The sequence below is a fragment of the Flammeovirgaceae bacterium genome, from assembly GCA_015180985.1.
In the GTDB taxonomy this organism is placed as follows: Bacteria; Bacteroidota; Bacteroidia; order Cytophagales; family Cyclobacteriaceae; genus UBA2336.
Map to the genome: position 1 here is coordinate 1,268,137 of CP054185.1, position 21,864 is coordinate 1,290,000.

General features: G+C 45.3%; 24 protein-coding genes (1 of these 24 only partly in view). 20 read left to right on the forward strand and 4 right to left on the reverse strand.

From position 1 onward, the window contains the following. The 8 genes from HRU69_06045 (at window position 1) to HRU69_06080 (ending at window position 5,774) form a co-directional block, all read left to right on the forward strand. On the forward strand, window positions 1-780 hold the full coding sequence (locus HRU69_06045) for a DUF481 domain-containing protein (protein QOI97081.1): 780 nt from the start codon (window positions 1-3) through the stop codon (window positions 778-780). 4 nt (window positions 781-784) lie between these two features. Beyond that, window positions 785-1,720 (forward strand): hydrogenase, encoded by a 936-nt coding sequence (locus tag HRU69_06050; protein QOI97082.1) that lies wholly within the window; start codon window positions 785-787, stop codon window positions 1,718-1,720. Between the two features lie 23 nt (window positions 1,721-1,743). Further along, the gene (locus tag HRU69_06055; protein QOI97083.1) at window positions 1,744-2,361 is read left to right on the forward strand and encodes an NAD(P)-binding domain-containing protein; all 618 of its coding nucleotides are present in this window, start codon (window positions 1,744-1,746) and stop codon (window positions 2,359-2,361) included. Window positions 2,362-2,472: 111 nt separating this feature from the next. Then, the gene (locus HRU69_06060; protein ID QOI97084.1) at window positions 2,473-3,183 is read left to right on the forward strand and encodes a pirin family protein; all 711 of its coding nucleotides are present in this window, start codon (window positions 2,473-2,475) and stop codon (window positions 3,181-3,183) included. A gap of 68 nt (window positions 3,184-3,251) precedes the next feature. Next, a complete protein-coding gene (locus HRU69_06065) occupies window positions 3,252-4,121 on the forward strand; it encodes a pirin family protein (protein ID QOI97085.1) in 870 nt (289 codons plus the stop codon). A 2-nt stretch (window positions 4,122-4,123) separates the two neighbouring features. After that, the gene (locus tag HRU69_06070) at window positions 4,124-4,726 is read left to right on the forward strand and encodes a nitroreductase family protein (GenBank protein ID QOI97086.1); all 603 of its coding nucleotides are present in this window, start codon (window positions 4,124-4,126) and stop codon (window positions 4,724-4,726) included. Window positions 4,727-4,743: 17 nt separating this feature from the next. Further along, a complete protein-coding gene (locus HRU69_06075; protein ID QOI98841.1) occupies window positions 4,744-5,142 on the forward strand; it encodes an OsmC family protein in 399 nt (132 codons plus the stop codon). Between the two features lie 203 nt (window positions 5,143-5,345). Next, window positions 5,346-5,774 carry a (4Fe-4S)-binding protein gene (locus HRU69_06080; GenBank protein ID QOI97087.1) on the forward strand — a complete coding sequence of 143 codons (429 nt, stop codon included), beginning with the start codon at window positions 5,346-5,348 and terminating at the stop codon, window positions 5,772-5,774. Window positions 5,775-5,778: 4 nt separating this feature from the next. Here HRU69_06080 and HRU69_06085 read toward each other — a convergent pair whose 3' ends face one another. Together HRU69_06085 and HRU69_06090 are read right to left on the reverse strand one after the other, a co-directional pair. Continuing rightward, window positions 5,779-7,371 (reverse strand): M1 family metallopeptidase, encoded by a 1,593-nt coding sequence (locus HRU69_06085; protein QOI97088.1) that lies wholly within the window; start codon window positions 7,369-7,371, stop codon window positions 5,779-5,781. Window positions 7,372-7,378: 7 nt separating this feature from the next. After that, on the reverse strand, window positions 7,379-8,668 hold the full coding sequence (locus HRU69_06090; GenBank protein ID QOI98842.1) for a hypothetical protein: 1,290 nt from the start codon (window positions 8,666-8,668) through the stop codon (window positions 7,379-7,381). 67 nt (window positions 8,669-8,735) lie between these two features. On the opposite strand from HRU69_06090, the gene HRU69_06095 reads away from it, so the two are divergent. From HRU69_06095 to HRU69_06105, 3 genes are read left to right on the forward strand one after another with little or no spacing between them, the layout of a single operon-like run. Further along, window positions 8,736-9,821, forward strand: coding sequence for a beta-lactamase family protein (locus HRU69_06095; GenBank protein QOI97089.1), 1,086 nt, complete (start codon window positions 8,736-8,738; stop codon window positions 9,819-9,821). Between the two features lie 60 nt (window positions 9,822-9,881). Further along, window positions 9,882-10,544, forward strand: coding sequence for a DUF4136 domain-containing protein (locus HRU69_06100; GenBank protein QOI97090.1), 663 nt, complete (start codon window positions 9,882-9,884; stop codon window positions 10,542-10,544). Then, window positions 10,544-11,143 (forward strand): hypothetical protein, encoded by a 600-nt coding sequence (locus tag HRU69_06105; protein ID QOI97091.1) that lies wholly within the window; start codon window positions 10,544-10,546, stop codon window positions 11,141-11,143. The genes HRU69_06100 and HRU69_06105 overlap by 1 nt, the downstream gene beginning before the upstream one ends. On the opposite strand, the gene HRU69_06110 is transcribed toward HRU69_06105, so the two are convergent. Both HRU69_06110 and HRU69_06115 read right to left on the reverse strand, forming a co-directional pair. After that, the gene (locus HRU69_06110; GenBank protein QOI97092.1) at window positions 11,140-11,826 is read right to left on the reverse strand and encodes a response regulator transcription factor; all 687 of its coding nucleotides are present in this window, start codon (window positions 11,824-11,826) and stop codon (window positions 11,140-11,142) included. The genes HRU69_06105 and HRU69_06110 overlap by 4 nt on opposite strands. Next, entirely contained in the window at window positions 11,823-13,280 is a 1,458-nt protein-coding gene (locus tag HRU69_06115) for a HAMP domain-containing histidine kinase (protein ID QOI97093.1), read from the reverse strand. The genes HRU69_06110 and HRU69_06115 overlap by 4 nt, the downstream gene beginning before the upstream one ends. A 143-nt stretch (window positions 13,281-13,423) precedes the next feature. Between HRU69_06115 and HRU69_06120 the strand changes: the two genes are divergently transcribed. The 9 genes in view from HRU69_06120 to tsaB are tightly spaced (at most 60 nt apart) and all read left to right on the forward strand, a layout consistent with a single transcriptional unit that may run on beyond the window. Further along, window positions 13,424-14,167 (forward strand): GLPGLI family protein, encoded by a 744-nt coding sequence (locus HRU69_06120; GenBank protein ID QOI97094.1) that lies wholly within the window; start codon window positions 13,424-13,426, stop codon window positions 14,165-14,167. A 24-nt stretch (window positions 14,168-14,191) separates the two neighbouring features. Further along, complete coding sequence (locus HRU69_06125) at window positions 14,192-16,987, forward strand: outer membrane beta-barrel protein (GenBank protein QOI97095.1); 2,796 nt, start codon at window positions 14,192-14,194, stop codon at window positions 16,985-16,987. Between the two features lie 54 nt (window positions 16,988-17,041). Then, on the forward strand, window positions 17,042-17,980 hold the full coding sequence (locus HRU69_06130) for a glycerophosphodiester phosphodiesterase (protein ID QOI97096.1): 939 nt from the start codon (window positions 17,042-17,044) through the stop codon (window positions 17,978-17,980). A gap of 44 nt (window positions 17,981-18,024) precedes the next feature. Further along, the gene (locus HRU69_06135; protein ID QOI97097.1) at window positions 18,025-19,020 is read left to right on the forward strand and encodes an adenosine kinase; all 996 of its coding nucleotides are present in this window, start codon (window positions 18,025-18,027) and stop codon (window positions 19,018-19,020) included. Window positions 19,021-19,022: 2 nt separating this feature from the next. Beyond that, window positions 19,023-19,478, forward strand: a complete 456-nt coding sequence (locus HRU69_06140; protein ID QOI97098.1) for a nuclear transport factor 2 family protein — start codon at window positions 19,023-19,025, stop codon at window positions 19,476-19,478. Between the two features lie 60 nt (window positions 19,479-19,538). After that, a complete protein-coding gene (gene rpmH, locus HRU69_06145; GenBank protein QOI97099.1) occupies window positions 19,539-19,700 on the forward strand; it encodes a 50S ribosomal protein L34 in 162 nt (53 codons plus the stop codon). Between the two features lie 48 nt (window positions 19,701-19,748). Continuing rightward, window positions 19,749-20,120: a ribonuclease P protein component gene (gene rnpA / locus HRU69_06150; GenBank protein QOI97100.1), complete on the forward strand. Its 372-nt coding sequence runs from the start codon at window positions 19,749-19,751 to the stop codon at window positions 20,118-20,120. Continuing rightward, window positions 20,104-21,753, forward strand: coding sequence for a S41 family peptidase (locus tag HRU69_06155; protein ID QOI97101.1), 1,650 nt, complete (start codon window positions 20,104-20,106; stop codon window positions 21,751-21,753). The genes rnpA and HRU69_06155 overlap by 17 nt, the downstream gene beginning before the upstream one ends. Then, window positions 21,753-21,864 carry the 5' end (the start) of a tRNA (adenosine(37)-N6)-threonylcarbamoyltransferase complex dimerization subunit type 1 TsaB gene (gene tsaB, locus HRU69_06160; protein QOI97102.1) on the forward strand. 581 nt of this gene lie beyond the right edge of the window, so only the first 112 of its 693 coding nucleotides appear in the window; its start codon is at window positions 21,753-21,755; its stop codon lies off the right edge, out of view. The genes HRU69_06155 and tsaB overlap by 1 nt, the downstream gene beginning before the upstream one ends.

The window sequence follows — 21,864 nt, forward strand, 5'->3', positions numbered from 1 at the left end:
ATGAAGCTGATTGCTTTTTATTTAATCGTAGGATTAGCAGGAGTGCCTATGTGCATCCCTGCTGTTGCACAATTGAATGAGAGCGATACAGCCAGTTTTCAAGTGCGTACAGGTGCAACCGGTGCATGGCAAAAAGGAAATGTCGATTTACTTGTGTTGCGTGCCCGGTTGGAATTGGTTTCCAACAGTAAGCGGAGTTTGGTTTTCAAATCCCAAAACAACAGCCTTTACCAGCAGTTTAGCGGCTTTAAAGCCGACAACGACATGTATAGCCGCAACTATCTTTATTACCATCCTTTTCGCAAGGTGTATCCATTCGCGATGGTTTATCTGCAAACGAACTATCGCAGGCAAATTGATTTTCGGTGGTTTGGTGGTGTGGGTACTACATGGCAGTTTGTACAAAAGCCTGCAACAAATCTGAAAGTATCGGCCAGTGTTATCTATGAAGAGACTGACTTTAGAAATCAACAATTCAACGAAGAGTTTTATAACGGAAACAACACCATCTGCCTCTGGCGGGCTACGGCTTACCTGGCTGGCTGGCACCGGTTGTTGAATAACCGACTAAGACTTTTTTACACGGCCTATTGGCAACCGGGTTTGGATGAAGTAACGAACAACCGTGCACAACTGGATGCGGGTTTGGACTTTCCCGTATGGAGAGGATTGAGTTTTTTATTGCAATACAATTTCTATTACGAGCAGATCGTGGCCGCATCAGTTAAACAACACGACCGCATCCTTACATTCGGTATCAGCTGTCAATTCAAAAAATAAGTTTATGATTATCAAACGAAATTTTAACCCGGTACGCGTAATCGGCTATGTAAGAAGTGAAATTGTTTTTTCACTTCTTACCGGTGTAGTAGTGTGGGCATTGTATCGCTACGGCATTAGTCAGGTGGCATTGCCTTTTTCGGTAGCGGCCATTTTGGGCAGTGCGTTGGCCATCTTCATTGCTTTTCGCAACAACAGCGCCTACGGAAGGTGGTGGGAAGCGCGCACCTTGTGGGGCGGCATTGTAAACTCCAGCCGGGTATTGGCGCGCCTCATCATTACGTTTACCGATAGCCACGCACACCAACCAAACTACGATGCTGCACGCAGCGTATCGTTTAAGAAGCAAATGATTTACCTGTGCATTGCCTGGGTGCATGCCTTGCGATTGCATTTACGCGGGCAGGAAGATTGGGATGCGCTGAAGCCCTTCGTGAGTGATGAAGATTTTAGTGCACTCAGGCAAAGTCAGCATAAGCCAAATTTCCTGCACTTGCTTACGGGCCGAAAAATTTATGCCGCCATGGGCAATGGTACGCTGGGCGGATTTGATTCTTTTCAGATGGAAGGACAGTTGCTGGCGCTGGCCAATTACCAGGGTGGGTGTGAGCGCATCAAAAATACCCCGCTGTTGCGGCAGTACGATTATTTTACGCGACTGTTTTTATATGCCTTTATGCTGTTGCTGCCGCTTACCTTGATTGGCGATTTCAGTCGCCTGGGTATCGATTACCTCATGCTGCCCGTATCGCTTATTATTTCATTTGTGTTTGCCATACTGGCCAAAGTGGGCGAGGTAAATGAAGATCCGTTTGAAAACCGGATTACCGATGTGCCCCTAAGTGCCCTGTGCAATACGATTGAACGCGACTTGAAAGAAATGCTGGGAGAGAAGAACTTACCGCCTGCGGTTAAACCAGAAAATGGATTTATATATTAGGGGAACATCAATAGCTGTTCATCATGAAAATCGCCATCATCGGAACCGGTAACGTAGGCGGGGCGTTGGCCACGGCCTGGGCAAAAGCCGGACATACTATTTTTTTGGGTGTTCAAAACACCAGCGACTTTAAAGGAAAGGAACTGCTTAAAAATGCGAATACCAGCGTTCATCCGGTACAAGCTGCTGTGCGCGAAGCGGAAGTTATAGTAGTAGCCACACCTGCACCGGTGGCAGCAGCGGTAGCCCAATCGTTGGGGGATACAACAGGCAAAGTAATCATCGATGCCATGAACGTGGTGATGGGCCGTGGCCCGGCAGGATTCTCCAACACAGCTGATGCCATCTTAGCAAACACCGCTACGCGCGATGTGGTGAAGAGCTTTAATACTACCGGTTTCAATAACATGAAAAACCCAACGTACGGGAACATGGCCATCGACATGTTTATGGCTGGCGATAGCGAAAAAGGAAAGAAGATTGTACATCATCTGGCGTTGGATGCTGGCTTTGCCGAGTGCTACGATGTGGGCGGCAACGATAAATTTCAATTGATGGAGCAGTTCGCCTTTTTCTGGATTAACCTGGCCATGATGCGCGGGCAGGGGCGGGAAATTGGTTTTAAACTGCTGAAGCGCTAGCCTGTAATAACAGTCTTTCTGGAGGTTTGTGCGACCAGGAACAATTTCAGTTAAATAGTTGTATATACAACAATTGTATATAACTTTGTTTAACCTTTAATCCAGAAAGTAATGAAAACCGTTTTGCACAAAGCCAATACCCGTGGCCATGCCAACCATGGCTGGCTTGATACCAGTCATACATTCAGTTTTGCTCATTATTATAATCCGCAGCGCATGCATTTTGGCGCTCTGCGCGTTTTAAACGATGATTTTGTGGAGGGAGGCATGGGCTTTGGCCGTCATCCACACGATAACATGGAGATTGTTTCAATACCGCTTTCGGGCGACCTGGAGCATAAAGACAGCATGGGCAATGTGGCCGTTATCCGACAAAACGATGTGCAGATAATGAGTGCCGGAACGGGCGTGTACCACAGCGAATACAATAAGAATAAGGATAAGAAAGTAAACTTTCTTCAAATCTGGGTTTTCCCGAAGGTGCGCAACATTGACCCGCGATACGACCAGCTTACCTTCAAGCCGGAAGACCGCATCAACAAACTCCAGCAAATTGTAAGTCCGTTAAAAGAGGACAAAGGTATATGGATTAACCAGGATGCATGGTTCCATTTAGGAACACTGAAGAAAGGGTTCGAAACAACGTATCAAATTAAAAAGGAAGGAAATGGCTTGTATGCCTTTGTTATTGAGGGTGATGTAACAATTAACAGTCAATCGCTGAACAAGCGTGATGGGTTCGGTGTTTGGGAAACACAGGCCATTAAGATTTTAGCAGATAGTGATGCCGAACTATTATTAATTGAAGTGCCAATGAACTAATACTAATCTTACTACCCCCCTCTCTCCTTTTGAGAGGGGTAGGGGGGTTAGGTAAAAAAATCAACCACATGAAACACAGATCTGTAAGTCGTTTACTTTATGCCCACATGGTCGATATGGGCGGCTTCCCGGTAAGGCAACCGCTGCCAACCAATCAGGTGGATCAGATTGATCCCTTTTTGCTCTTGCATCATGCCGATGTAAAGGCGCCAACCCAGGTTGATCCGGATGATGCCGGTATCGGTCCGCATCCACACCGTGGATTTTCACCTGTCACCTTTATTTTCAAAGGGGGGGTTCATCATCGCGACAGCCGCGGAAATGACAGTACCATTTATGCCGGTGGTGCCCAGTGGATGAATGCAGGTATGGGCATTATTCACAGCGAACGCCCTCCGCACGATATCCATGAAATCGGGGGAAGACAGGAGATTATTCAATTATGGATAAACACACCGGCAAAGAACAAAATGGATCAACCGATGTATTTCGCCATCAAAGCAGAAGAAGTTCCTTCATTTCGCAGTGATGATGGTAACGTGAAGGTCAACGTTTTTGCCGGTGATATTTCGGGTACGAAAGGCCCGGCACCTTCGCAAACTGCGGTTAATGCGGCCACGCTTGAGTTTACAAAAGGAGGGACTGTATCAATTCCACTGCCGGCAAATCACAACGCGCTCATCTATTTGCTGGATGGTAAATTGTCTGTTGAAGGTTTTGGATTAGTCGAAGGCTTACACGTGGTTCATTTTAAGAATGATGGAGATGGAATAGCGGCTACTGCTTTGGAAGATACCCGCGTGCTGCTGTTAAGCGGAGAGCCGTTGAACGAAAAGGTGGTATCGTATGGCCCGTTTGTGATGAACACTCAAACACAAATATTGGAAGCCATGCGCGATTACCAGATGGGTAAAATGGGTGTATTGATTGAAGAATGATCATGGAAACACAGATCGTACAGAAAGCAACATCAACAGAATTTGATGCGCCCCTGCTGGAAGTTATCCGGCAACGGAGAAGCCTGCGGGCATTTGCCGATAAACCGGTTGAAGCAGAAAAAATTAGGAGCCTGTTTGAAGCGGCACGCTGGGCGCCATCCAGCGTAAACGAGCAACCCTGGCGGTATATTTATGCCACACAGGACCAGCCGGAACTTTGGAACAGAATTTTCGAAACCCTCAATGAAGGAAATCGGGTGTGGGTTAAACGGTCCCCGTTGCTGATCGTGAGTTTCACGCTGAGGAACTTTTCTAGAAACGACAGACCCAATGCATCGGCTGTATATGATTTAGGTGCGGCCAATGCATTCCTTTCTTTGCAGGCAACCGCTTTAGGGTTAACCGTCCATCAGATGGGCGGGTTTGATAAAGAAAAAGCCAGAATTGCTCTCCGCATACCCGATGCATTTGAAATGGGTGTTATCCTGGCGGTTGGTTATCCCGGCAATCCTGACGAACTTCCGGAGCCGCTTAGGCAGCGGGAACTGACCCCCCGTGTACGGAATGTGCAGGCCGAGTTTGTCAGGAATGATTCTATTCAGTAACTATGGAAACCAACGAAATTCAAACTGCTGTAGCCATCATCGGCACTGATGTTTACAAAACCGAACTCACTGCGCGCACTCACACTGTCATAGCCGATGAACCTGTTGATGTGGGCGGCAAAGACCTGGGCCCGCGTCCGGGCGATTTTGTACGAATGGGCCTGGCCTCCTGCACGGCCATCACACTGCGAATGTATGCCAACCGCAAGAATATGGATGTCCGCCAAATCAAGGTAAGCGTTTCAAACGGTGCATTCGATGGGAAGACGAGTTACAAAACTGAAATTGAAATAACAGGCAATGTGAGTGACGATCAAAAACAACGACTTATGCAAATTGCCAAACTTTGCCCGGTACATAAGGTATTAACTAATCCGATTGAAATTGATACATCGTTGTTAGTTGTAGGTTTTTAGAAGCCATCTCAAAAATCAGGCTAACCACAAAGTAACACAGAGAAAGCACAAAGGTCACAAAGAAAGAGGTCAGTATATTGTGTTTCTCCGTGTTCTTTGTGTGTACTTAGTGGCCTTTGTGGTTAAGTTTATTTTTGAGATGGCTTCTAGTTTTGTAAGATGTTGCCAACAACTAACAACGATCAACTAACAACTTTATCAAAATGAAAGACATCACAAAAAAATACACCAATGGCGAAGTAACCATTGTATGGAAGCCCGACCTGTGCATCCACTCCACCATCTGCTTTAAAGGCCTTCCTGCTGTGTTTGATCCGAAAAAGCGGCCGTGGGTTACCCCGGAGGGGTCAACTACAGAAAAGATTATAGAGCAGGTAAAAAAATGCCCCTCGGGTGCGCTAAGCTATTACCTGAACCGCGATGCTGCTGAAGAAAAAGTTAGGGTGGAAGCCGAAACCATTGTGGAGCCAACACCCAACGGTCCGTTAATGGTGTATGGCAACGTGGTGGTAAAGGACAGCAAAGGAACGCTTACCAAAAAGAACAATGCCACCGCGTTCTGCCGCTGCGGAGCTTCCAACAACAAACCCTTCTGTGACGGCTCGCATCGGAAAATTGGGTTTGTGGGGTGAATAATTATTCAATCACTACCTTCTTTAAATAATAGACCTCCGGGTCAATTACCGGCAGGGTTTTGCTGCTAAGTTGCTGTGCTTTCTTGTTTAGCGTAATGGTCTGCTTGCCGGCATCGGTTACTATTTCAACCGGTAAATCAAAATCAAGATTATTAAGTTTTATCAGGTAAGTGCTTTCACCGGTTTGCTTCAGCCCTATTTCAAGTTTATTAGGTGTACGTAACCATAAATCAAATACCGGCTTCAGGCTCTTGCCGTAAGCGGTGCTGAAAAGTTTTTCCACATCATCGGTGGTTACGGTATTGTCGTAGGTGAATTGCGGATCGGTGGCCAGTTTTTTAAGAGTGGGGAAGAAAATACCATCGCCCATGATGTAACGAAGGGAGTGCATGAAGAAAGCACCCTTACCATAAATATCACCATGGTATGCCTGGTCGGATTCCACTTCTTCGCCCTGAACAATCGGTAACAGGTTTTGGGTTTGGAAGGCGGTGCGTTGCATGCGTTTTTTGTACGCTTCTTCGCCACCGATTTCGCGGATGTGCAGCGCATCGGCATATGTGCAAATGCCTTCCTGTATCCACATGTGGGCCCAATCGCGGTTGGTAACTTTGTTGGCCCACCACTCATGCCCGAACTCATGTACCAGCAGCCAGTCGAAATCGTGCCCATTCACTTTTTCGTAGCGGTATTTGTTGCCATACGCAATAAGCGATTGGTGTTCCATGCCCAGGTGTGGGGTTTCGCACAAACCGATTTTTTCCTTTACCCATGGATATTCGCCAAAATAGTTTTCAAGAATACGGCAGGCCTCTGCCATCAAATCCAAAAGGTGCATAGCCTTGCTTTCGTTTTCTTCCAATACATAGTAATCCATGGGCACTTTGTTGCCGGCAACCGTAGTGTACTGGCGACTGACTTTTTTAAACTTGCCTACATTAAAAACCAGGCAGTAGTTGCTGATGGTGTAGCGGGTTTTCCAGTGAAATGTAGTTTTATTTCCTTTTGTGGTTTGCTTCACCAGCACTCCCGGGCCGGCAGCCGTTAATCCTTTCGGTACAGTAATGATCAGGTCGGCACCTTCGTTGGGTTCATCGCTGGGATGATCTTTACACGGAAAGAAAATTTTTCCTCCTTCCCCCTGGCAGGTAATGGCAATCCAGGGGTTTCCGTTGCTGTCTTTTTCCCATTGAAATCCGCCCGTCCACGGGGCACGCTCGGCAATGGCGGGTTTGCCTGCGTAATAAACACGCACCGTATTGTTGATTGTTGGTCCTTTCAGATTTTCAGGTGTAATCTTTATCAGATCAGCTCCGGTGTGCTCAAAGGAACTTTTTTTACCGTTAACCAATACATCGGTAACCTTTAATCCATGCCAGAAGTCGAGGAGGATGATGCTGGGTTGTTCCGAATAAATCATCCGGATTTCGGTGTAGCCTGAAATGGATTGGCTGACCGGGTCAACATCCAGTGTGATAGTATAATGCCGGATGTCCATAATGGCCTGTTCAGGCTTTAGTTTACCACCTGATTTCAGGTTTTGTGCCTGGACAACAGGAGCAAGTAGAACAATTAGAATAACAAGGTTTTTCATGATATAATCATTGCTTTTCTACGCGATCAAACTCAATTATATATTCCGAACTGTATTCATTCGCCTCGCTGTCTTTTACAAACAAGCGGGCGCGTTTACCAAGTTTTAAACACGTGTTTTTGTTTTCAACATCTTCGGGTGTATTCATCGGCTGCAGCGAAGGATACCACAGCACCCGGCCGGGTTTGGTTAATAGTTGTTGCGGGGTCGTCCATTGTATGGCGTTGTCGTTCTGGCCCAGATCGTTGTTGGGATTAAATGAAATGTAAATGCTGCTCCCGCGCCACGAAGTTTCTTCTACTTTACCCATCAGCATTACCCAGCAGCTCAGGTAATAATTCCAGCTTACCGATGGGCCCCAATGATATTGACCTGCACGTGAGGCGGCCCCTCCACCTTTGTCTGTTGAAATTTGCAAAGACGGAATCGGCTGACCGATACCATCGTGCGGAGCATTGAACCCTTTACCATCCCAGCGTCTGGCTTTTCCTTCGGGGTTATCCAAATCAGAAATTTTAATGCGCGCCACACTAATGCATTGGCCGCTCCACTCTTTTTTTTCATCGTACGTTTCGGGAGAATACACTTCGGGATAACTGTATTCGCCATAAAACAGGTAAAGGTAATCTCCGCTGGCCACGGCCGAAGGGTCGCCTACACCACCTGCAAATGTGTTGGAGATGTTGTGCGGTTTGCGGATCATCCGGTCGTTCAGGTCTTCAATAAAAATGCCTTTGTTCTGCCAGCTTTTTCCGCCATCCGTTGATTTCATAATGCCAATCCGGCAAACTGCCGCTGCTGATTCAGGTCCGCGAAGTCCTTGAGGCCAATTGGTTGTGGTGTAACCAATACCTGTTGTTGCATCATAAGGCAGTGTTTGCGGGTAATTTTCGTTGTGGTAAATGCCATACAAAGTTTTTCCGGTCTTATCTTTTGTATCCTGGTACATAGTTTCAAACCACACGGCACCATGCAATCCGGGTGTCCCTACAGCTGCATTAGGCGGCATCACCAGACTAATAAATTGTTCACGGGGTGTCAGAAAAACTTCATCGGCATGTAATCCATCAGCGTATTTTAATTCGCGTGCATCGCCCCACACCGGATCTTCGCCATATTTGCCGGGAAATATGCGCAACGTATCGCCAACCCAGGCCTCGGCCATGTTACAATCAACAAACGAGTTGAACACGAAGCGATCGGCAGGGATTAGCCGAAATGCCGGATTAAAGGATTTTTCCTTTGATGTACACCCCGCCAGCATAACACTGATTACGGAAAAGGTTACTATTTTCAGGTTCATGTTTCAAGTTAAGATTTATTACATTAATAAAGCGGTTCATAGTCAACGTACATTTCGTGTAATGAAGAACACGGTCTTTATCCTGCTGTTGTTGTTTTGGTCATGCACCGGCCGTTCGGTTTATTCGGATCTTGATGCGTATTTTTCATCCTTCTTTAACCCCGATGAACCCGGTGCAGCCGTATTGATTTTGAAAAGCGGACAACCGGTTTTCTCCAAATCGTATGGCCTGGCTGACCTACACTCTAAAGAGCCCATTACATCAAAAACCCTGTTTAATCTGGGCTCAATATCAAAAACATTTGTTGCCTACGGAATTTTAATTCTGCGCGACCAGGGAAAACTTTCACTAGATGATCCCGTGTCTAACCATTTCACCGATTTCAAAAATAAATCCATTGCCGACAAAGTGACCATCCGGCATTTGCTTACTCATACCTCAGGCTTGCCGGATAACCGGAATGTGCGGGCCGACACCGTTTTTTACCTCACTGCGAAAGATGAAGAAAACTGGGCTCCTGTTATGCAGGCCGATGCGCTAAACTTTGAACCGGGCGAACGGTTTGAGTATTCGAACCCCGCTTTCAACGGCCTGGCCCTGATTATTGAAAAGGTAAGCGGCATGAAATGGCAAAAATTTATTGAAGAAAATATTTTTAAACCTTCCGGTATGACCACCGGCACCATTACCGATGGCCCGCATCCGGCATCCGGTGTGTCGCATGGCTATGTAAAAATTGGTTCAGAGTGGAAGGAGGATGATTATGGTGAAGAACCAACTTTTGCTGCGGCCGGCAATGGGGGTGTATGGAGTTCAATTGATGAATTGGTGCTGTATGAAAAAGCCATCCGCGAAGGGCGTTTCCTGTCAAAAGAAACAATCACAGAATCTCAAACAATACAACATCCGGCCAACTGGAAAGACGAAGTTCCGCACTTTATAGGGCTAAGTTGGTTTGTAGAACAAACGGATGATGGATTGAAAACCATCGGTCACACCGGTACGCAGGGTGGGTTTTATTGTCATTATGTTTACGTTCCCGAGAAGGATATTTTGTACCTGGTGCTGGCAAACCGTGAAATTGACCGGGAGGCTTTTCAACACCATATTTTTAACTACCTGGAAGAAAAAAACTGGCTGGATTGAAAATGTTTTATTTGCCGGACTTGTTTAAACGTTTGGAACTGGTACTGTGTCTATAATACAATGAAATTCCGTAAGAGCCGTTTACTGTTTATGCGTGTACCCTTGGTACCTGTTTTAAGTATGCTGATGCTTGCAGGCTGTAACCTGGAGCCTCAACTGGGTGAACTGGTGAAAGACATGGTGGTGCAAACCCAATATGATCAGACATCAATCAATGCATCGCAAAACATATTTACAACCTATGCAACATTTACTATTCGTGAGGACACGATAGGATTCGTTTCAACCCGGTATACCAACACATACATTGTTGATGGTACGGGTGATGATTTTGTTAAGCCTGTTTCACGACTGGTGCGCGACAGTGTATTGGCTTCGGGCTTTACAAAAGTGGCTCCTACGGCAAACCCCGATTTTGCCGTGAATGTTACTGTGCTGGATAATTTTAATTTCTTCCAAACCATCACCTACCCGGCCTTCTATCCGGGATATTACGGTTATTACGGATACTACTATCCGTTTGTGAGTACCTATTATTCATCGTACGGAACGTTGGTCATTGAAATTGTAGATGTAAAGAATTATGCGGCCAATGGCAATAAGTATAAAGTAATCTGGAAAGCCTACATGGGCGACTTATACGCTACCATTGATTTAAAGGCAAAAACAATGGAGGCGGTTACACAGGCTTTTAAGCAGTCACCTTACATCAGCAAAGATTAATGAGATCAATTGCCCTGACATTATTAACCATAACCGCCTTAGCTACCAAAGCACAATTTTCGGATGGTGCGCTTACAGCCGGATTGAATGTTCTGATACCAACCTATACTGAATTTGTTGGCAATACAAGCACGGGTTTCAGGCTGGGCTATTCCCGTTTTAAAACCGATAGGTTTGGGTGGGGCTTTGATGCCGCCTACAACACGCTTGATGACTATGTTCCCAGGCAAACCTACGAGTATCCCGGTGGCGCTATCACCACCGATGTTTATAACTACATGTATTATCTTACCTTTTCAGTTAATGGCCAGTATTATTACAAGGCTACATCGCGACTGATACCGTACGCTTTGCTGGGTGCCGGGGTGGCATTAACGGAGTACAGGCTTTTCTATAATGTATATAGTGAATCGGATAATACAGTTGGGTTTGTGGCGCGCCCGGAAGTTGGTTTGCTGTTTCGGTTTAAAGAGTATGGCAGTCTGGGCCTCAAATCGGCCGTGAGTTTTGAATACGCTACCAATAAAAGTGAAGCGTATGCCCTCGGCAATTTTTCAGGGGTGGCCTTCCAGGTGGGTATTGTACTGTTCAATGATTAACTCACGGCAAAATGATACCCGACTCCCTTAATGGTAATAATTTGTACGGCAGGGTCCTGCTTCAGGTAATCGCGGAGTTTGGTGATGTACACATCCAGGTTGCGCGAGTTAAAAAATGAGTCATCGCCCCAAACGGCCATCAGTATATCCTTCCGGCTCACAGTTGTATTGAGGTTTTCGCACAAAATTTTCAGCAGACTTGCCTCACGGTGAGAGAGTTTTTTCACACCTTCACCAATCTTTAATTCATACCGCGAAACCACAAATTCATATTTCCCGAAAGTAAATTTTTCTGCAGCACCCGGCTGTTTTGGTTTTGCGATAGCCAACAGATTGTTAATGCGCACAATCAGTTCTTCCATGCTAAAGGGTTTACGGATGTAATCGTTGCCTCCGGTTTCAAAGCCTTTCAATACGTCATCCGTTTGTGTTTTAGCCGTTACGAAAATGATTGGAACCTGTGAGTCCATCTGCCTGATTTCTCGTGCAATGCTGTAACCATCTTTTAGGGGAAGCATTACATCAAGAACACAGATATCGGGTTTGTTTGAAGTAAACAAGGTAAGCGCCTGCTTGCCATCGGTGGCCATATGTACAACAAAGTCGCGGCTCTCCAGGCTTTCTTTTACAATACGGCCCAGAAAGGGTTCATCTTCAACGTAAAGTATCTTTACTTTAGTCATGCTTTTATTGCAGCGGGCATTTCAATAATAAAGCGGCTTCCTTTGCCCGGCTCACTTTCAACACGAATGGTGCCGCCATGATGGTTGATTACACTGGTCACGTAGCTCAGTCCAAGCCCATAGCCCTTTGCGTTGTGTACATCGCCTTGCGGTACCCGAAAAAATTTTTCAAAGATTTTATTCCGATACTCAGCCGGAACACCAATGCCGTTGTCTGATACTGACAACACTACGCGCTGATTAATCATTTGCAGCTCAATGGTTATTTCAGCGCTTTGTTTGCTGTATTTTATGGCATTGTCAAGCAGGTTGTATATTACATTGGGCAAGTGTTCGGCATTGCCAATTACACGAAAGTCAGTACCGGTTTTATTGAAGGTAACCTTAGCGGAGTGTTTTTCGAACACAAGTTTTAGCGAACTTAATACTCGTTCTATGATATCAGCGAAGTCAACTACTTCAGTAGTTATGGTTAATCCGTTTTCTTCGAAAGCCGATGTTTTCAGGATTTTCTCTGTTATCAGGGTTAACCGGTTCAGTTCGCCTTTGGCAATTTGAAGATACTCGCGGGTCAGTTGAGGATTATCCAGCCCGTTAAAATTCTGCAACGCTTCCAGTGCAACGCTTACTGTGGCCACCGGAGTTTTCAGTTCGTGTGTAATGTTGCTGATGAGGTCATTTTTCAACTGCATTAATTTTTGCTGAATTTGAATACTGCGATACATGAAAACAAAGGCAGTGATAGTTAGTATTGTCAACACAACTGAAAAAGCAATTTGCGGACTGATTTTGGCGAGCAACATCGGCCGGATGTTTTCAAAGCGTGCCTGGTAGGCCGGGGTATGGGGTAAAAAAAAGGGTTCTGTTAAGAAAATACGGGAGGTTGATTTTTCCCTTCCGGGTTTTACCTCATTAACATCAGGTTCCAACATTATGCCAATGGCTTTTAATGTGTCGGTATATGCGCGTTGAATGGCACCCGTACTTAGGGTATCGCTGCTTATGCGGAAAATGAAATTACCGGGTTCGCGCCTTTTTCTTACCTCGGTTATAATCGGACGAAGCACTTTTTTAACACTATCGCCAGCGGGATTAGCGGCAATAAAAACCTGAATAATAGAGTCGCGTACGTCAATTCGTGAGATTTTTTCTACCGGAACCTTTTTCAGCAGCGTATCACTTGTCACCCTTCTGTTCCACATGCTGATTCGCGTGAGCTCGCCTGTTTGCTTAACCTGCACAGTATCCACGGCCGGTACCCGTTCAAAGCCTTTCAGAATCAGTGAATCATTTAAGCTAACAATGGTAGAACGAAACAAAGCGTTGGTTTCCTTACGAAAAGTTTCAAAGGCCGCATTATACGCACTGCCAAGCCAAAGAATCTGCAGCACCAGCAACAACACAATGCTGCTGGCCATAAGCAAAAGGATGTACAGGCGTTTGTGCTTTCGCATACTGCAAAAGTAACGCCTTGAACAGGGTAATGGATGCCCTTTTAACATTAATTAACTTTCTATTCAGAACATTTAACCCGTTCAGTTCATCATCAACCGTACATTTACAGTGTTATTGAACATAGATGAAATATTCCATTACCATGAAAAGAGTTATACTGCTTATCGGGGTGCTGGCTTCGGTTGCAGCAGCCCATGTTGTTTTCGGGCAACACGTTGAAGGCGTTATCCGGTACGAAGTAAAAACCAACATGCACCGCAACCTGCCCCCGGAGCGGCAGGAAATGAAGGCGATGATTCCGGAATTTCGAACCACCACCGATCAACTTTTCTTTAATGCCACGGAGTCATTGTATAAACCGGTAGAAGAAGATGAGGATGAAGTTTCAGGAAGCAGCGGAGGTATTCAGATCAGGATGCGCGTTCCGCAAAATGAATACTACATGAACAGCGAAACGTTTAAAAAAATTGTGCTGCAGGAATTTATGGGTAAAAAATACCTCATCGAAGATTCGATTAAAATGGCGCCCTGGAAATTCGGTACAGAAGTAAAAACCATTTTAGGGTATGAATGCCGGCAGGCCTATTTTACCGAAGAAATTCAAGGGCGTACCCTCGAAATAACAGCCTGGTATACCGACAAAATCAGACCCTTCCTTGGCCCCGAACGCTTCAACACGCTGCCCGGCACTGTGTTGGCACTTGATGTAAACAATGGTGAGCGGCTAACGGTAGCCCGTAACATTGAACTTCGGCCCCTGAAAAAGAATGAGTTGAAAATACCCGCAGGGGGAATAAAAACCACCCAGGAAGAATACCGTAAAATGGTAGCTGAGCAAATGGAGCGCATGCGTTCCAGCGGAGGCAACATCATCATCCGTAACTAATTTGCTTTTTACTTCTGAAAAGCAATGAGAATAGTTATTACGCTTGCCGTCATTTTTTTCGGCCAACTTGTGTGGGCTCAGAAATTCACACTAAAAGGTCAGCTGGCTGATTCGGCCGGAGCGCCCCTTGCTTCGGCAACCGTACTGTTGCTTAACCCGAAGGATTCATCGCTGGTAAATTTTGCAGTCAGTAACTCCCGCGGATATTTTGAAATGAAGAACATCAGCCGTGCCGATTACCTCTTTAAGGTTACGTATGTGGGCTGCCTGCCGCTTATGGTGCGGGTTTCTCCACGCACGGAAGAAAGTGTTGTTGATTTGGGTTTACTCAAAATGGAAGTTGACCGAAGAGTCTTGGATGAAGTAACCGTTCGGGCCGAGCGGGCACCGGTAGTTATAAAAAAAGATACAATAGAATTTAATGCATCCTCCTTCAGAACAAAGCCAAATGCTGTGGTGGAGGACCTTCTTAAACAAATGCCAAGCATTGAGGTGGATAATGACGGAACCATACGTGCACAGGGCGAGCAGGTTCAGCAGGTAACGGTGGATGGCCGAGAATTTTTTGGACGCGATCCGAAACTGGCTACCCGCAACCTGCCGGCCGATGCGGTAGATAAGGTGCAGGTTTTTGATAAAAAATCTGATCAGGCAGCATTTACCGGTATTGATGACGGCCAGCGAACAAAAACAATTAACCTGGAATTAAAAGAAGAAAAGCGAAACGGTGCTTTTGGAAACGTGACGGCCGGTGCAGGTAATGATGAGCGGTTCATCTCGCGCCTTAGTCTTAACCGGTTCAGTAAAGGCAGCCAGTTTTCCGTTTTAGGTATGGGTAATAATATCAATGAGCAGGGCTTTTCTATTGATGACTACATGAATTTCTCAGGCGGAAGCCAGCAAATGATGAGCGGAGGGGCCGTTCGCCTTTCGTTTAGCAGCGATAACGATACCGGCATTCCGCTGAATTTTGGTGGGCGTAATAATGGATTGATGACGAATTATGGTGGTGGAATAAATTTCAATAAGGACCTTGGTAATAACCGGAAAACACAGATAAATGGAAGTTATTTCTTTAATTACCTTAACCATCATCTGGCGCAGAATACGTATCGCGAGAACTACTTGCCCAATAATCAAAACTTCAACTTTAATCAGCTCAGTTCACAAAATAATACCAACTCCAATCACCGGGTCAATCTAACGGTGGATCATAGAATTGACTCCATGAATTCAGTAAAATGGACGAACAACTTTACCTATAATGAAACTGATTCGGAATTAAAAAGCCGTAGCGGCACCCTGTCACCTGAAGGCACGGTTCAAAATGAAAGTGAGCGGGTGTCGCAATCTTCAGGAGCTACGTACCGGTTAAATTCTTCCCTGCTGTATCGCCACCGGTTCAATAAAAAAGGACGATCGTTTTCTGCCAACCTGTTGCTTGGACTTTCTGACACAGAGAGAAATGGAAGTTTAAATGCCATTAATACGTTTTATATTCCATCCGATAGCGTTAATATGATTGAACAACGAAATTATCAAAACAACGACAATCAAAATTATGGAGCAACACTCACCTATACAGAACCACTGGGCAAACGAAAATACCTTGAGGGGAGTTATAGTTTAAATAGTAACCGGAACCAGGTTACACGGGAGGTTTATGATATTGTAAATGAAACTGAAGTACTTAACAATCTATTGAGTAACAGTTATTCAAGTGATTACCTCTATCAGCGTGGAGGGTTGAATTTCCGGATGAATCGCACTAAGTTTAATATAACAGCCGGAGTAGCTTATCAGCAAACCAACCTGCAGGGCGATTTAAACCCACCGTTTGAAGACATTAACCGCACCTTTAAAAATGTGCTGCCGGTAGTGCGCTTCAATTACGATATATCCGGAACCAGGCATATAATGTTTAATTATGAAACTTCCGTGCAGGAGCCCACCATTCAGCAACTACAGCCTGTAATTGATAACAGCGATCCGCTTAATATCTATGTGGGCAACCCGGGCTTAAAGCCTGCCTATAACCAAAGTTGGCGGGTCGACTTCAACACCTTTGATCCGGTTTCATTCATCAGTTTTTTTGCTTTTGTCGATGTTGACTACACAACGAATGCTATAACCAATGCTCAGTATATTACTGACCAGCTGATCCGGACAACGATTCCGGTAAATGTGTCGAGCAACTTCAGGGCAATGGGTAATGCCAGTTTCAGTTTTCAGGCTAAAAAAATAAACAGCCGGTTCAGTCTCGGCACCAGTTTACGAAACTCACAAACTATCAGTATTTTGAACGATACAGAAAATGAAATTGCTCAATGGACAAAAGGAGGAAACTTTAGGTATTCGTATCGGTATAAGGAAATTTTTGACTTGAGTTTATCTGCTCAGCTCAATCACCAGAAAACAACCTACGAATTCGAACAGCCTACACAATCCAACCTTAATCAAACTTACGCATCCGAAGTGAACCTGAGTTTTCTTAAAAACTATCAGTTCAATGCGGGTTTTGAATACCTGGTTTACCGGGATCCGGCCAACGACTTCCAGCAGGAAATTCCGTTGCTTAACCTTTCAGTGTCGCGGTTTTTGCTGAAGAACAAAGCAGGTGAGCTGAAGTTTTTATTAAACAATGTGTTAGATAAGGCTCTGGGTATTTCTCAATCGGCTACCAACAACTATTTCGAACGAATCGTTTCAAATTCGCTTGGACAATATTTTTTGATAAGTTTCACGTATGCGTTGAACAAACACCTTAACCCCATGGGCGTGCGAAGGGGCGGAGGCTTTATGCGGGTGATCACCCAGTAGGTTAAACTTGGAATTGGATTGTAAGGACTTTGTAGCAGTGTTATCTTTGGGCACATGAAGAAATTCCTGTGCCTTTTTTCATTCCTTTACATACCAATGTTTCTTGTAATGGCGCAAGGGTATATTCCGAAATTCGATCTGCAGGGTCACCGCGGAGCACGGGGTTTAAAACCCGAAAACACAATCCCTTCATTCATTGCAGCCCTTGAGGCGGGTGTTACTACCATCGAACTGGATGTGGTGATTACAAAAGACAAACAGGTGGTGGTTTCGCACGAACCCTGGATGGCTGCCGACATTTGCCTGAAGCCGGATGGAACCCGGATTACCGAGGGCGAAGACAAATTAATCAATATTTATCAGTTGACCTATGAGCAGGTGAAGCAATATGACTGCGGCTCGAAAGGCAACGTGCGGTTTCCTGAGCAGGAAAAATTTAAAATTTCAAAACCTTTACTGAAAGACGTGATTGCCGCAGTGGAGGATCATATTAAGAGTTTTACACAATATGAAGTGGATTACAACATTGAAATAAAAAGTGCTAAAACCGGAGATGGTAAATACCATCCGTTGCCGGGCGAGTTTTCTGATCTGGTTTATAACCTGCTCAACCAATATCTGCCGATGGAACGTGTAGTCATTCAATCATTCGATTTCCGCGTACTGCAATATTGGCACACCCGATACCCCTCCGTTCGGTTGGCGGCCCTGGTTGAAAACACTAAATCAATTAATGAAAACCTGAAAGAACTGGGATTCACCCCTTCCATCTATAGTCCGTACTACAAATTGCTCACTGAAGAAAAGATTAAGGAACTGAAAGCCTTAAAATTGCGGGTAATTCCCTGGACAGTTAACGAACCGGAAGATATGAAGCGCTTGCGTACCTGGGGCGTTGACGGCCTGATTACCGACTACCCCAACCGTGCTGCCGAAACAGGACTCGGCCTAAAAGGGAAGAACGGAAACGGCAAGAAGAATGGCTCCCGGTAGCGTGGTGCCCGGCTAAATACCTATCATTGTAAAAAAAATCATTCATGGCTAAATACGATGTGTATGGCATTGGCAATGCCATTGTTGATATAGTAACAGAGGTTGATCATGATTTCTTTGAAAAACATGGCATCGAAAAAGGTGTAATGACCCTGGTGGATGAAAAGCGCCAGCTTCAGCTAATGAAGGCCATTGATATGAAGCGCAGTAAAATGTCGGGTGGAGGTTCAGCCGGAAACACAGTGGTGGCCGTAAACCAGTTTGGTGGTAAAACTTTCTACTCCTGCCTGGTGGCTAATGATGAACTGGGCAAATTTTTTCTGGAAGATCTGAAACGTAATGGTGTTGATACCAATCTGCGGATAGACGAGTGCCCTCCGGGCCATACCGGTAAGTGCCTGGTAATGACCAGCCCCGATGCCCAGCGAACCATGAACACCTTTCTGGGCGTCAGTTCTTTCCTTTCTGCTGAACACCTCGATGAGGAAGCCATTAAAGATTCTCAATATTTATACATGGAAGGATACCTGGTTGCCAGCCCAAAAGGGCTTGATGCAATGCAGCAGGCAAAAAAAATAGCCGAACGACACAAAGTTTATACAGCACTAACCTTCTCTGATGCCAGCATGGTAAAGTACTTCTCGGCTCAAATGCTGGATATTGTCGGGGCCAGTGTCGATTTGCTGTTCTGTAACGAGGAAGAAGCCATGATTTTTACCGGAACAAATTCGTTACCTGAAGCGCGCGAAATTTTGAAGCAGTCGGCTAAGCGATTTGCCATAACACTCGGGGCAAACGGTGCCCTGATTTATGACGGTGATACGTTTATTCAAATAGAGCCCTACAAAGTAAGGGCAATTGACACCAATGGCGCTGGCGACATGTTTGCCGGTGCCTTTTTATATGGTATTACGCACGGGCATAGTTTTGCAGAAGCCGGTAAGCTGGCTTCGCTGGCATCTTCACGGGTGGTTTCACAATGGGGTCCCCGGCTCGATCCGCAAGCCGCAAAGAAAGTATTGGCTGATTTGATAACGTGATTATGGAAATCAATAAAAACTTCCTGACAGGATTCGTGGCGCTCGTCATCACAACCGGTCTGTTCGCTCAGCAGAATAAGTCTCCTGAAGCTGTAATTGAAGCCTGGCAAAAAATGTGGAATACGTATGACCTTGAGCAGGTTGAGCAACTTTTTGTTACGGATCAATCAGTAACTTATTTCTCCTCCGAATATGCCGGATTAATTATTGGAACAGAGGCCGTACGCAACCACCATGAAAAGTTTGGCTTTATACGAGGGGGTAAAAAATCAGGAAACAAATTATGGCTGTCCGATGCACGGTATGATCTCGCTAATACTACCTGCCTGGTTACGGCAACCTGGTATTTTCAACGCGAAACTTCAGAACAGCGGCAAGCCGGACCGGTAACGTTTTTGCTTGTTAAGAAAAACGATGGCTGGCGAATACAGCATGCCCACTTTTCAAACAACCCCTGAGGTTTTGGAAATACCGAAAATACTGAGCACTTTTGCAGCCCTTTATAGATTAACAAAGCCATGAAAAGAACGTTTCAGCCTTCGAAAAGAAAGCGCAAAAATAAGCACGGTTTCCGCGAAAGAATGGCCTCGGCCAATGGCCGCAGGGTGCTTGCTTCCCGCAGAAAAAAGGGAAGAAAGAAACTCACTGTTTCAGACGAAAAAACGTTAAAAAAGAAATAAACCGCCTTCCGGCCCGGTAACATCAGGCACGGCAGGGTTTACTTACCCATGAGTGCATATCGTTTACCCAAATCAGGCCGGCTTCGGGGTCAAAAAAAAATACAGGAACTCTTTAAACGGGGTTCCTCTTTTTATCTGCAGCCCTTCCGGGTAGTGTTTCTGAAAACTACCGGTACTGAGGCAGGCCATCAGGTATTGTTTTCGGTTTCAAAAAGAGATTTCAAAAAGGCTACCAGCCGAAACCGGATTAAACGACTGATGAAAGAGGCTTACCGGTTGAATCAAAATCATATCAGCAGCCTGCCTGAACTGCAAATCGCGTATATTTATACAGCGAAAGAGTGGCCCGACTTTAGCCTGATTCAAGAGAAATTAATCGAATCATTTGGTCGTTTAAAACAGTATGTGGAGAAAAGCTAAATGGATTATGCTGGCAGCAACCGCTGTTGCCTTCATGCTGGCGTTCAGCAAACCAGCCGATACGTATTTCGAGGTAGCCAAAAACCTCGACATTTTTGCCACCCTTTTTAAAGAGGTTAATGCCTATTATGTTGATGAAGTTGATCCCAAACAATTAATACGCAAGGGAATTGACGGGATGCTTGAATCGCTTGATCCCTATACCGATTTTATCCCCGAGGAAGAACTGGAAGGATTCCGGATTACCACCACCGGGCAATATGCAGGCATTGGAGCCCTCATTGGGATTGTGAATAAAAAGACCATAATCACCCATCCCTACAAGAATTTTCCGGCCTACAAGGCTGGTCTTAAAGTTGGCGATGAAATCATTGCTGTGGATGGGGTTGATGCCCAAGGCAAATCTACGGCTGAGGTCAGTACCTTGTTGAAGGGCCCTGCTAAAACGGATGTGGAAATTCGCATCAGGCGGCAAGGCCAGAAAAACGATCTTGTGTTTAAAATAAAACGCGAGCGTATTAGTATTCGAAATGTGGCTTACGCAGGCATGCTTAATGAGGAGGTCGGTTACATCAAATTAGATGACTTTACTCCCGGTGCCGGAAAGGAAGTTGCCGATGCTACCGTAAAACTAAAACAGCAAGGTGCTAAAAAGTTAATACTCGACCTGCGTGATAACCCTGGGGGTATGTTGCACGAAGCCGTTAACATTGTTAACCTGTTTATTCCTAAAGGCAAAGAAGTGGTGAGCATGAAAGGCAAAGTGGCCGATTGGAATAAAACCTATACCACACTAAATAATCCGCTGGATACGGAAATTCCGATGATTGTGCTAACCGGAGAAGGTAGTGCCTCTGCATCTGAAATAGTAGCCGGAGCACTACAGGATTACGATAGAGCAGTGTTGATAGGAAGAAAAACTTTTGGCAAAGGGCTGGTGCAGGCTACCCGCCAGTTATCTTATAATGCCCAACTTAAAGTAACGACAGCAAAATACTATATACCAAGCGGACGGTGCATACAGGAGTTGGACTACACCCATCGCAATGCCGATGGAACGGTTGATAAAGTGGCTGATTCACTAAAAAAGGAATTTAAAACATCTAAAGGGAGGAAAGTTTTTGATGGTGGCGGGCTTGATCCGGATATTACTATTGAGCCCGAATACCTGGGTACAGTAACGGTGGCCCTCATCAGCGCAGGGCATATTTTTGAGTATGCATCAAAGTATTGCGGAGAGCACCCGGTGCAGCCCGATCTGAAAACATTCAGACTGCCCGATGCCGAGTACGATAAATTTATCGCTTGGCTTAAAGAACGTAAATTCAGTTATAGTACCCCGCTTGAGGCCGAAACTAAGCAGCTTATTGAAGCGGCAAAACAAGAACGGTACTATGCCGAACTGGCTAAAGACTTGGAGACTTTTAAAAATAAAGTTGAAACAAATAAAACGGCTGATTTTACTCGATTTAAACAGGAAATATCCGAAGTACTGGAACAACAAATTGCCTTTCATTACGCACTCAACGAAGGCCAGGCACTTGTTTCAATGTCGCGCGATAAGGCCATTTCGGAAAGTGTCAGCCTCTTGAGTGATTTGCAATCCTACCGGTTGATTTTGACACCGCAGTAATGGCATTGATTCTTAGCATAGAAACATCAGGCGAACGATGTTCTGTTGCAGTTCATAATGATGACGTGCTTTTGGCCTCTGCTTACGAAGCACAACCCAGAGCGCATGCTG

What these genes read in the sequence shown, in the direction of transcription:
- HRU69_06045 (QOI97081.1), top strand. Translation starts at nt 1, where the DNA reads ATGAAGCTGATTGCTTTTTATTTAATCGTAGGATTAGCAGGAGTGCCT.
- HRU69_06050 (QOI97082.1), top strand. Translation starts at nt 785, where the DNA reads ATGATTATCAAACGAAATTTTAACCCGGTACGCGTAATCGGCTATGTA.
- HRU69_06055 (QOI97083.1), top strand. Translation starts at nt 1,744, where the DNA reads ATGAAAATCGCCATCATCGGAACCGGTAACGTAGGCGGGGCGTTGGCC.
- HRU69_06060 (QOI97084.1), top strand. Translation starts at nt 2,473, where the DNA reads ATGAAAACCGTTTTGCACAAAGCCAATACCCGTGGCCATGCCAACCAT.
- HRU69_06065 (QOI97085.1), top strand. Translation starts at nt 3,252, where the DNA reads ATGAAACACAGATCTGTAAGTCGTTTACTTTATGCCCACATGGTCGAT.
- HRU69_06070 (QOI97086.1), top strand. Translation starts at nt 4,124, where the DNA reads ATGGAAACACAGATCGTACAGAAAGCAACATCAACAGAATTTGATGCG.
- HRU69_06080 (QOI97087.1), top strand. Translation starts at nt 5,346, where the DNA reads ATGAAAGACATCACAAAAAAATACACCAATGGCGAAGTAACCATTGTA.
- HRU69_06085 (QOI97088.1), bottom strand. Translation starts at nt 7,371, where the DNA reads ATGAAAAACCTTGTTATTCTAATTGTTCTACTTGCTCCTGTTGTCCAG.
- HRU69_06095 (QOI97089.1), top strand. Translation starts at nt 8,736, where the DNA reads ATGAAGAACACGGTCTTTATCCTGCTGTTGTTGTTTTGGTCATGCACC.
- HRU69_06100 (QOI97090.1), top strand. Translation starts at nt 9,882, where the DNA reads ATGAAATTCCGTAAGAGCCGTTTACTGTTTATGCGTGTACCCTTGGTA.
- HRU69_06105 (QOI97091.1), top strand. Translation starts at nt 10,544, where the DNA reads ATGAGATCAATTGCCCTGACATTATTAACCATAACCGCCTTAGCTACC.
- HRU69_06110 (QOI97092.1), bottom strand. Translation starts at nt 11,826, where the DNA reads ATGACTAAAGTAAAGATACTTTACGTTGAAGATGAACCCTTTCTGGGC.
- HRU69_06115 (QOI97093.1), bottom strand. Translation starts at nt 13,280, where the DNA reads ATGCGAAAGCACAAACGCCTGTACATCCTTTTGCTTATGGCCAGCAGC.
- HRU69_06120 (QOI97094.1), top strand. Translation starts at nt 13,424, where the DNA reads ATGAAAAGAGTTATACTGCTTATCGGGGTGCTGGCTTCGGTTGCAGCA.
- HRU69_06125 (QOI97095.1), top strand. Translation starts at nt 14,192, where the DNA reads ATGAGAATAGTTATTACGCTTGCCGTCATTTTTTTCGGCCAACTTGTG.
- HRU69_06130 (QOI97096.1), top strand. Translation starts at nt 17,042, where the DNA reads ATGAAGAAATTCCTGTGCCTTTTTTCATTCCTTTACATACCAATGTTT.
- HRU69_06135 (QOI97097.1), top strand. Translation starts at nt 18,025, where the DNA reads ATGGCTAAATACGATGTGTATGGCATTGGCAATGCCATTGTTGATATA.
- HRU69_06140 (QOI97098.1), top strand. Translation starts at nt 19,023, where the DNA reads ATGGAAATCAATAAAAACTTCCTGACAGGATTCGTGGCGCTCGTCATC.
- rpmH (QOI97099.1), top strand. Translation starts at nt 19,539, where the DNA reads ATGAAAAGAACGTTTCAGCCTTCGAAAAGAAAGCGCAAAAATAAGCAC.
- rnpA (QOI97100.1), top strand. Translation starts at nt 19,749, where the DNA reads ATGAGTGCATATCGTTTACCCAAATCAGGCCGGCTTCGGGGTCAAAAA.
- HRU69_06155 (QOI97101.1), top strand. Translation starts at nt 20,104, where the DNA reads ATGTGGAGAAAAGCTAAATGGATTATGCTGGCAGCAACCGCTGTTGCC.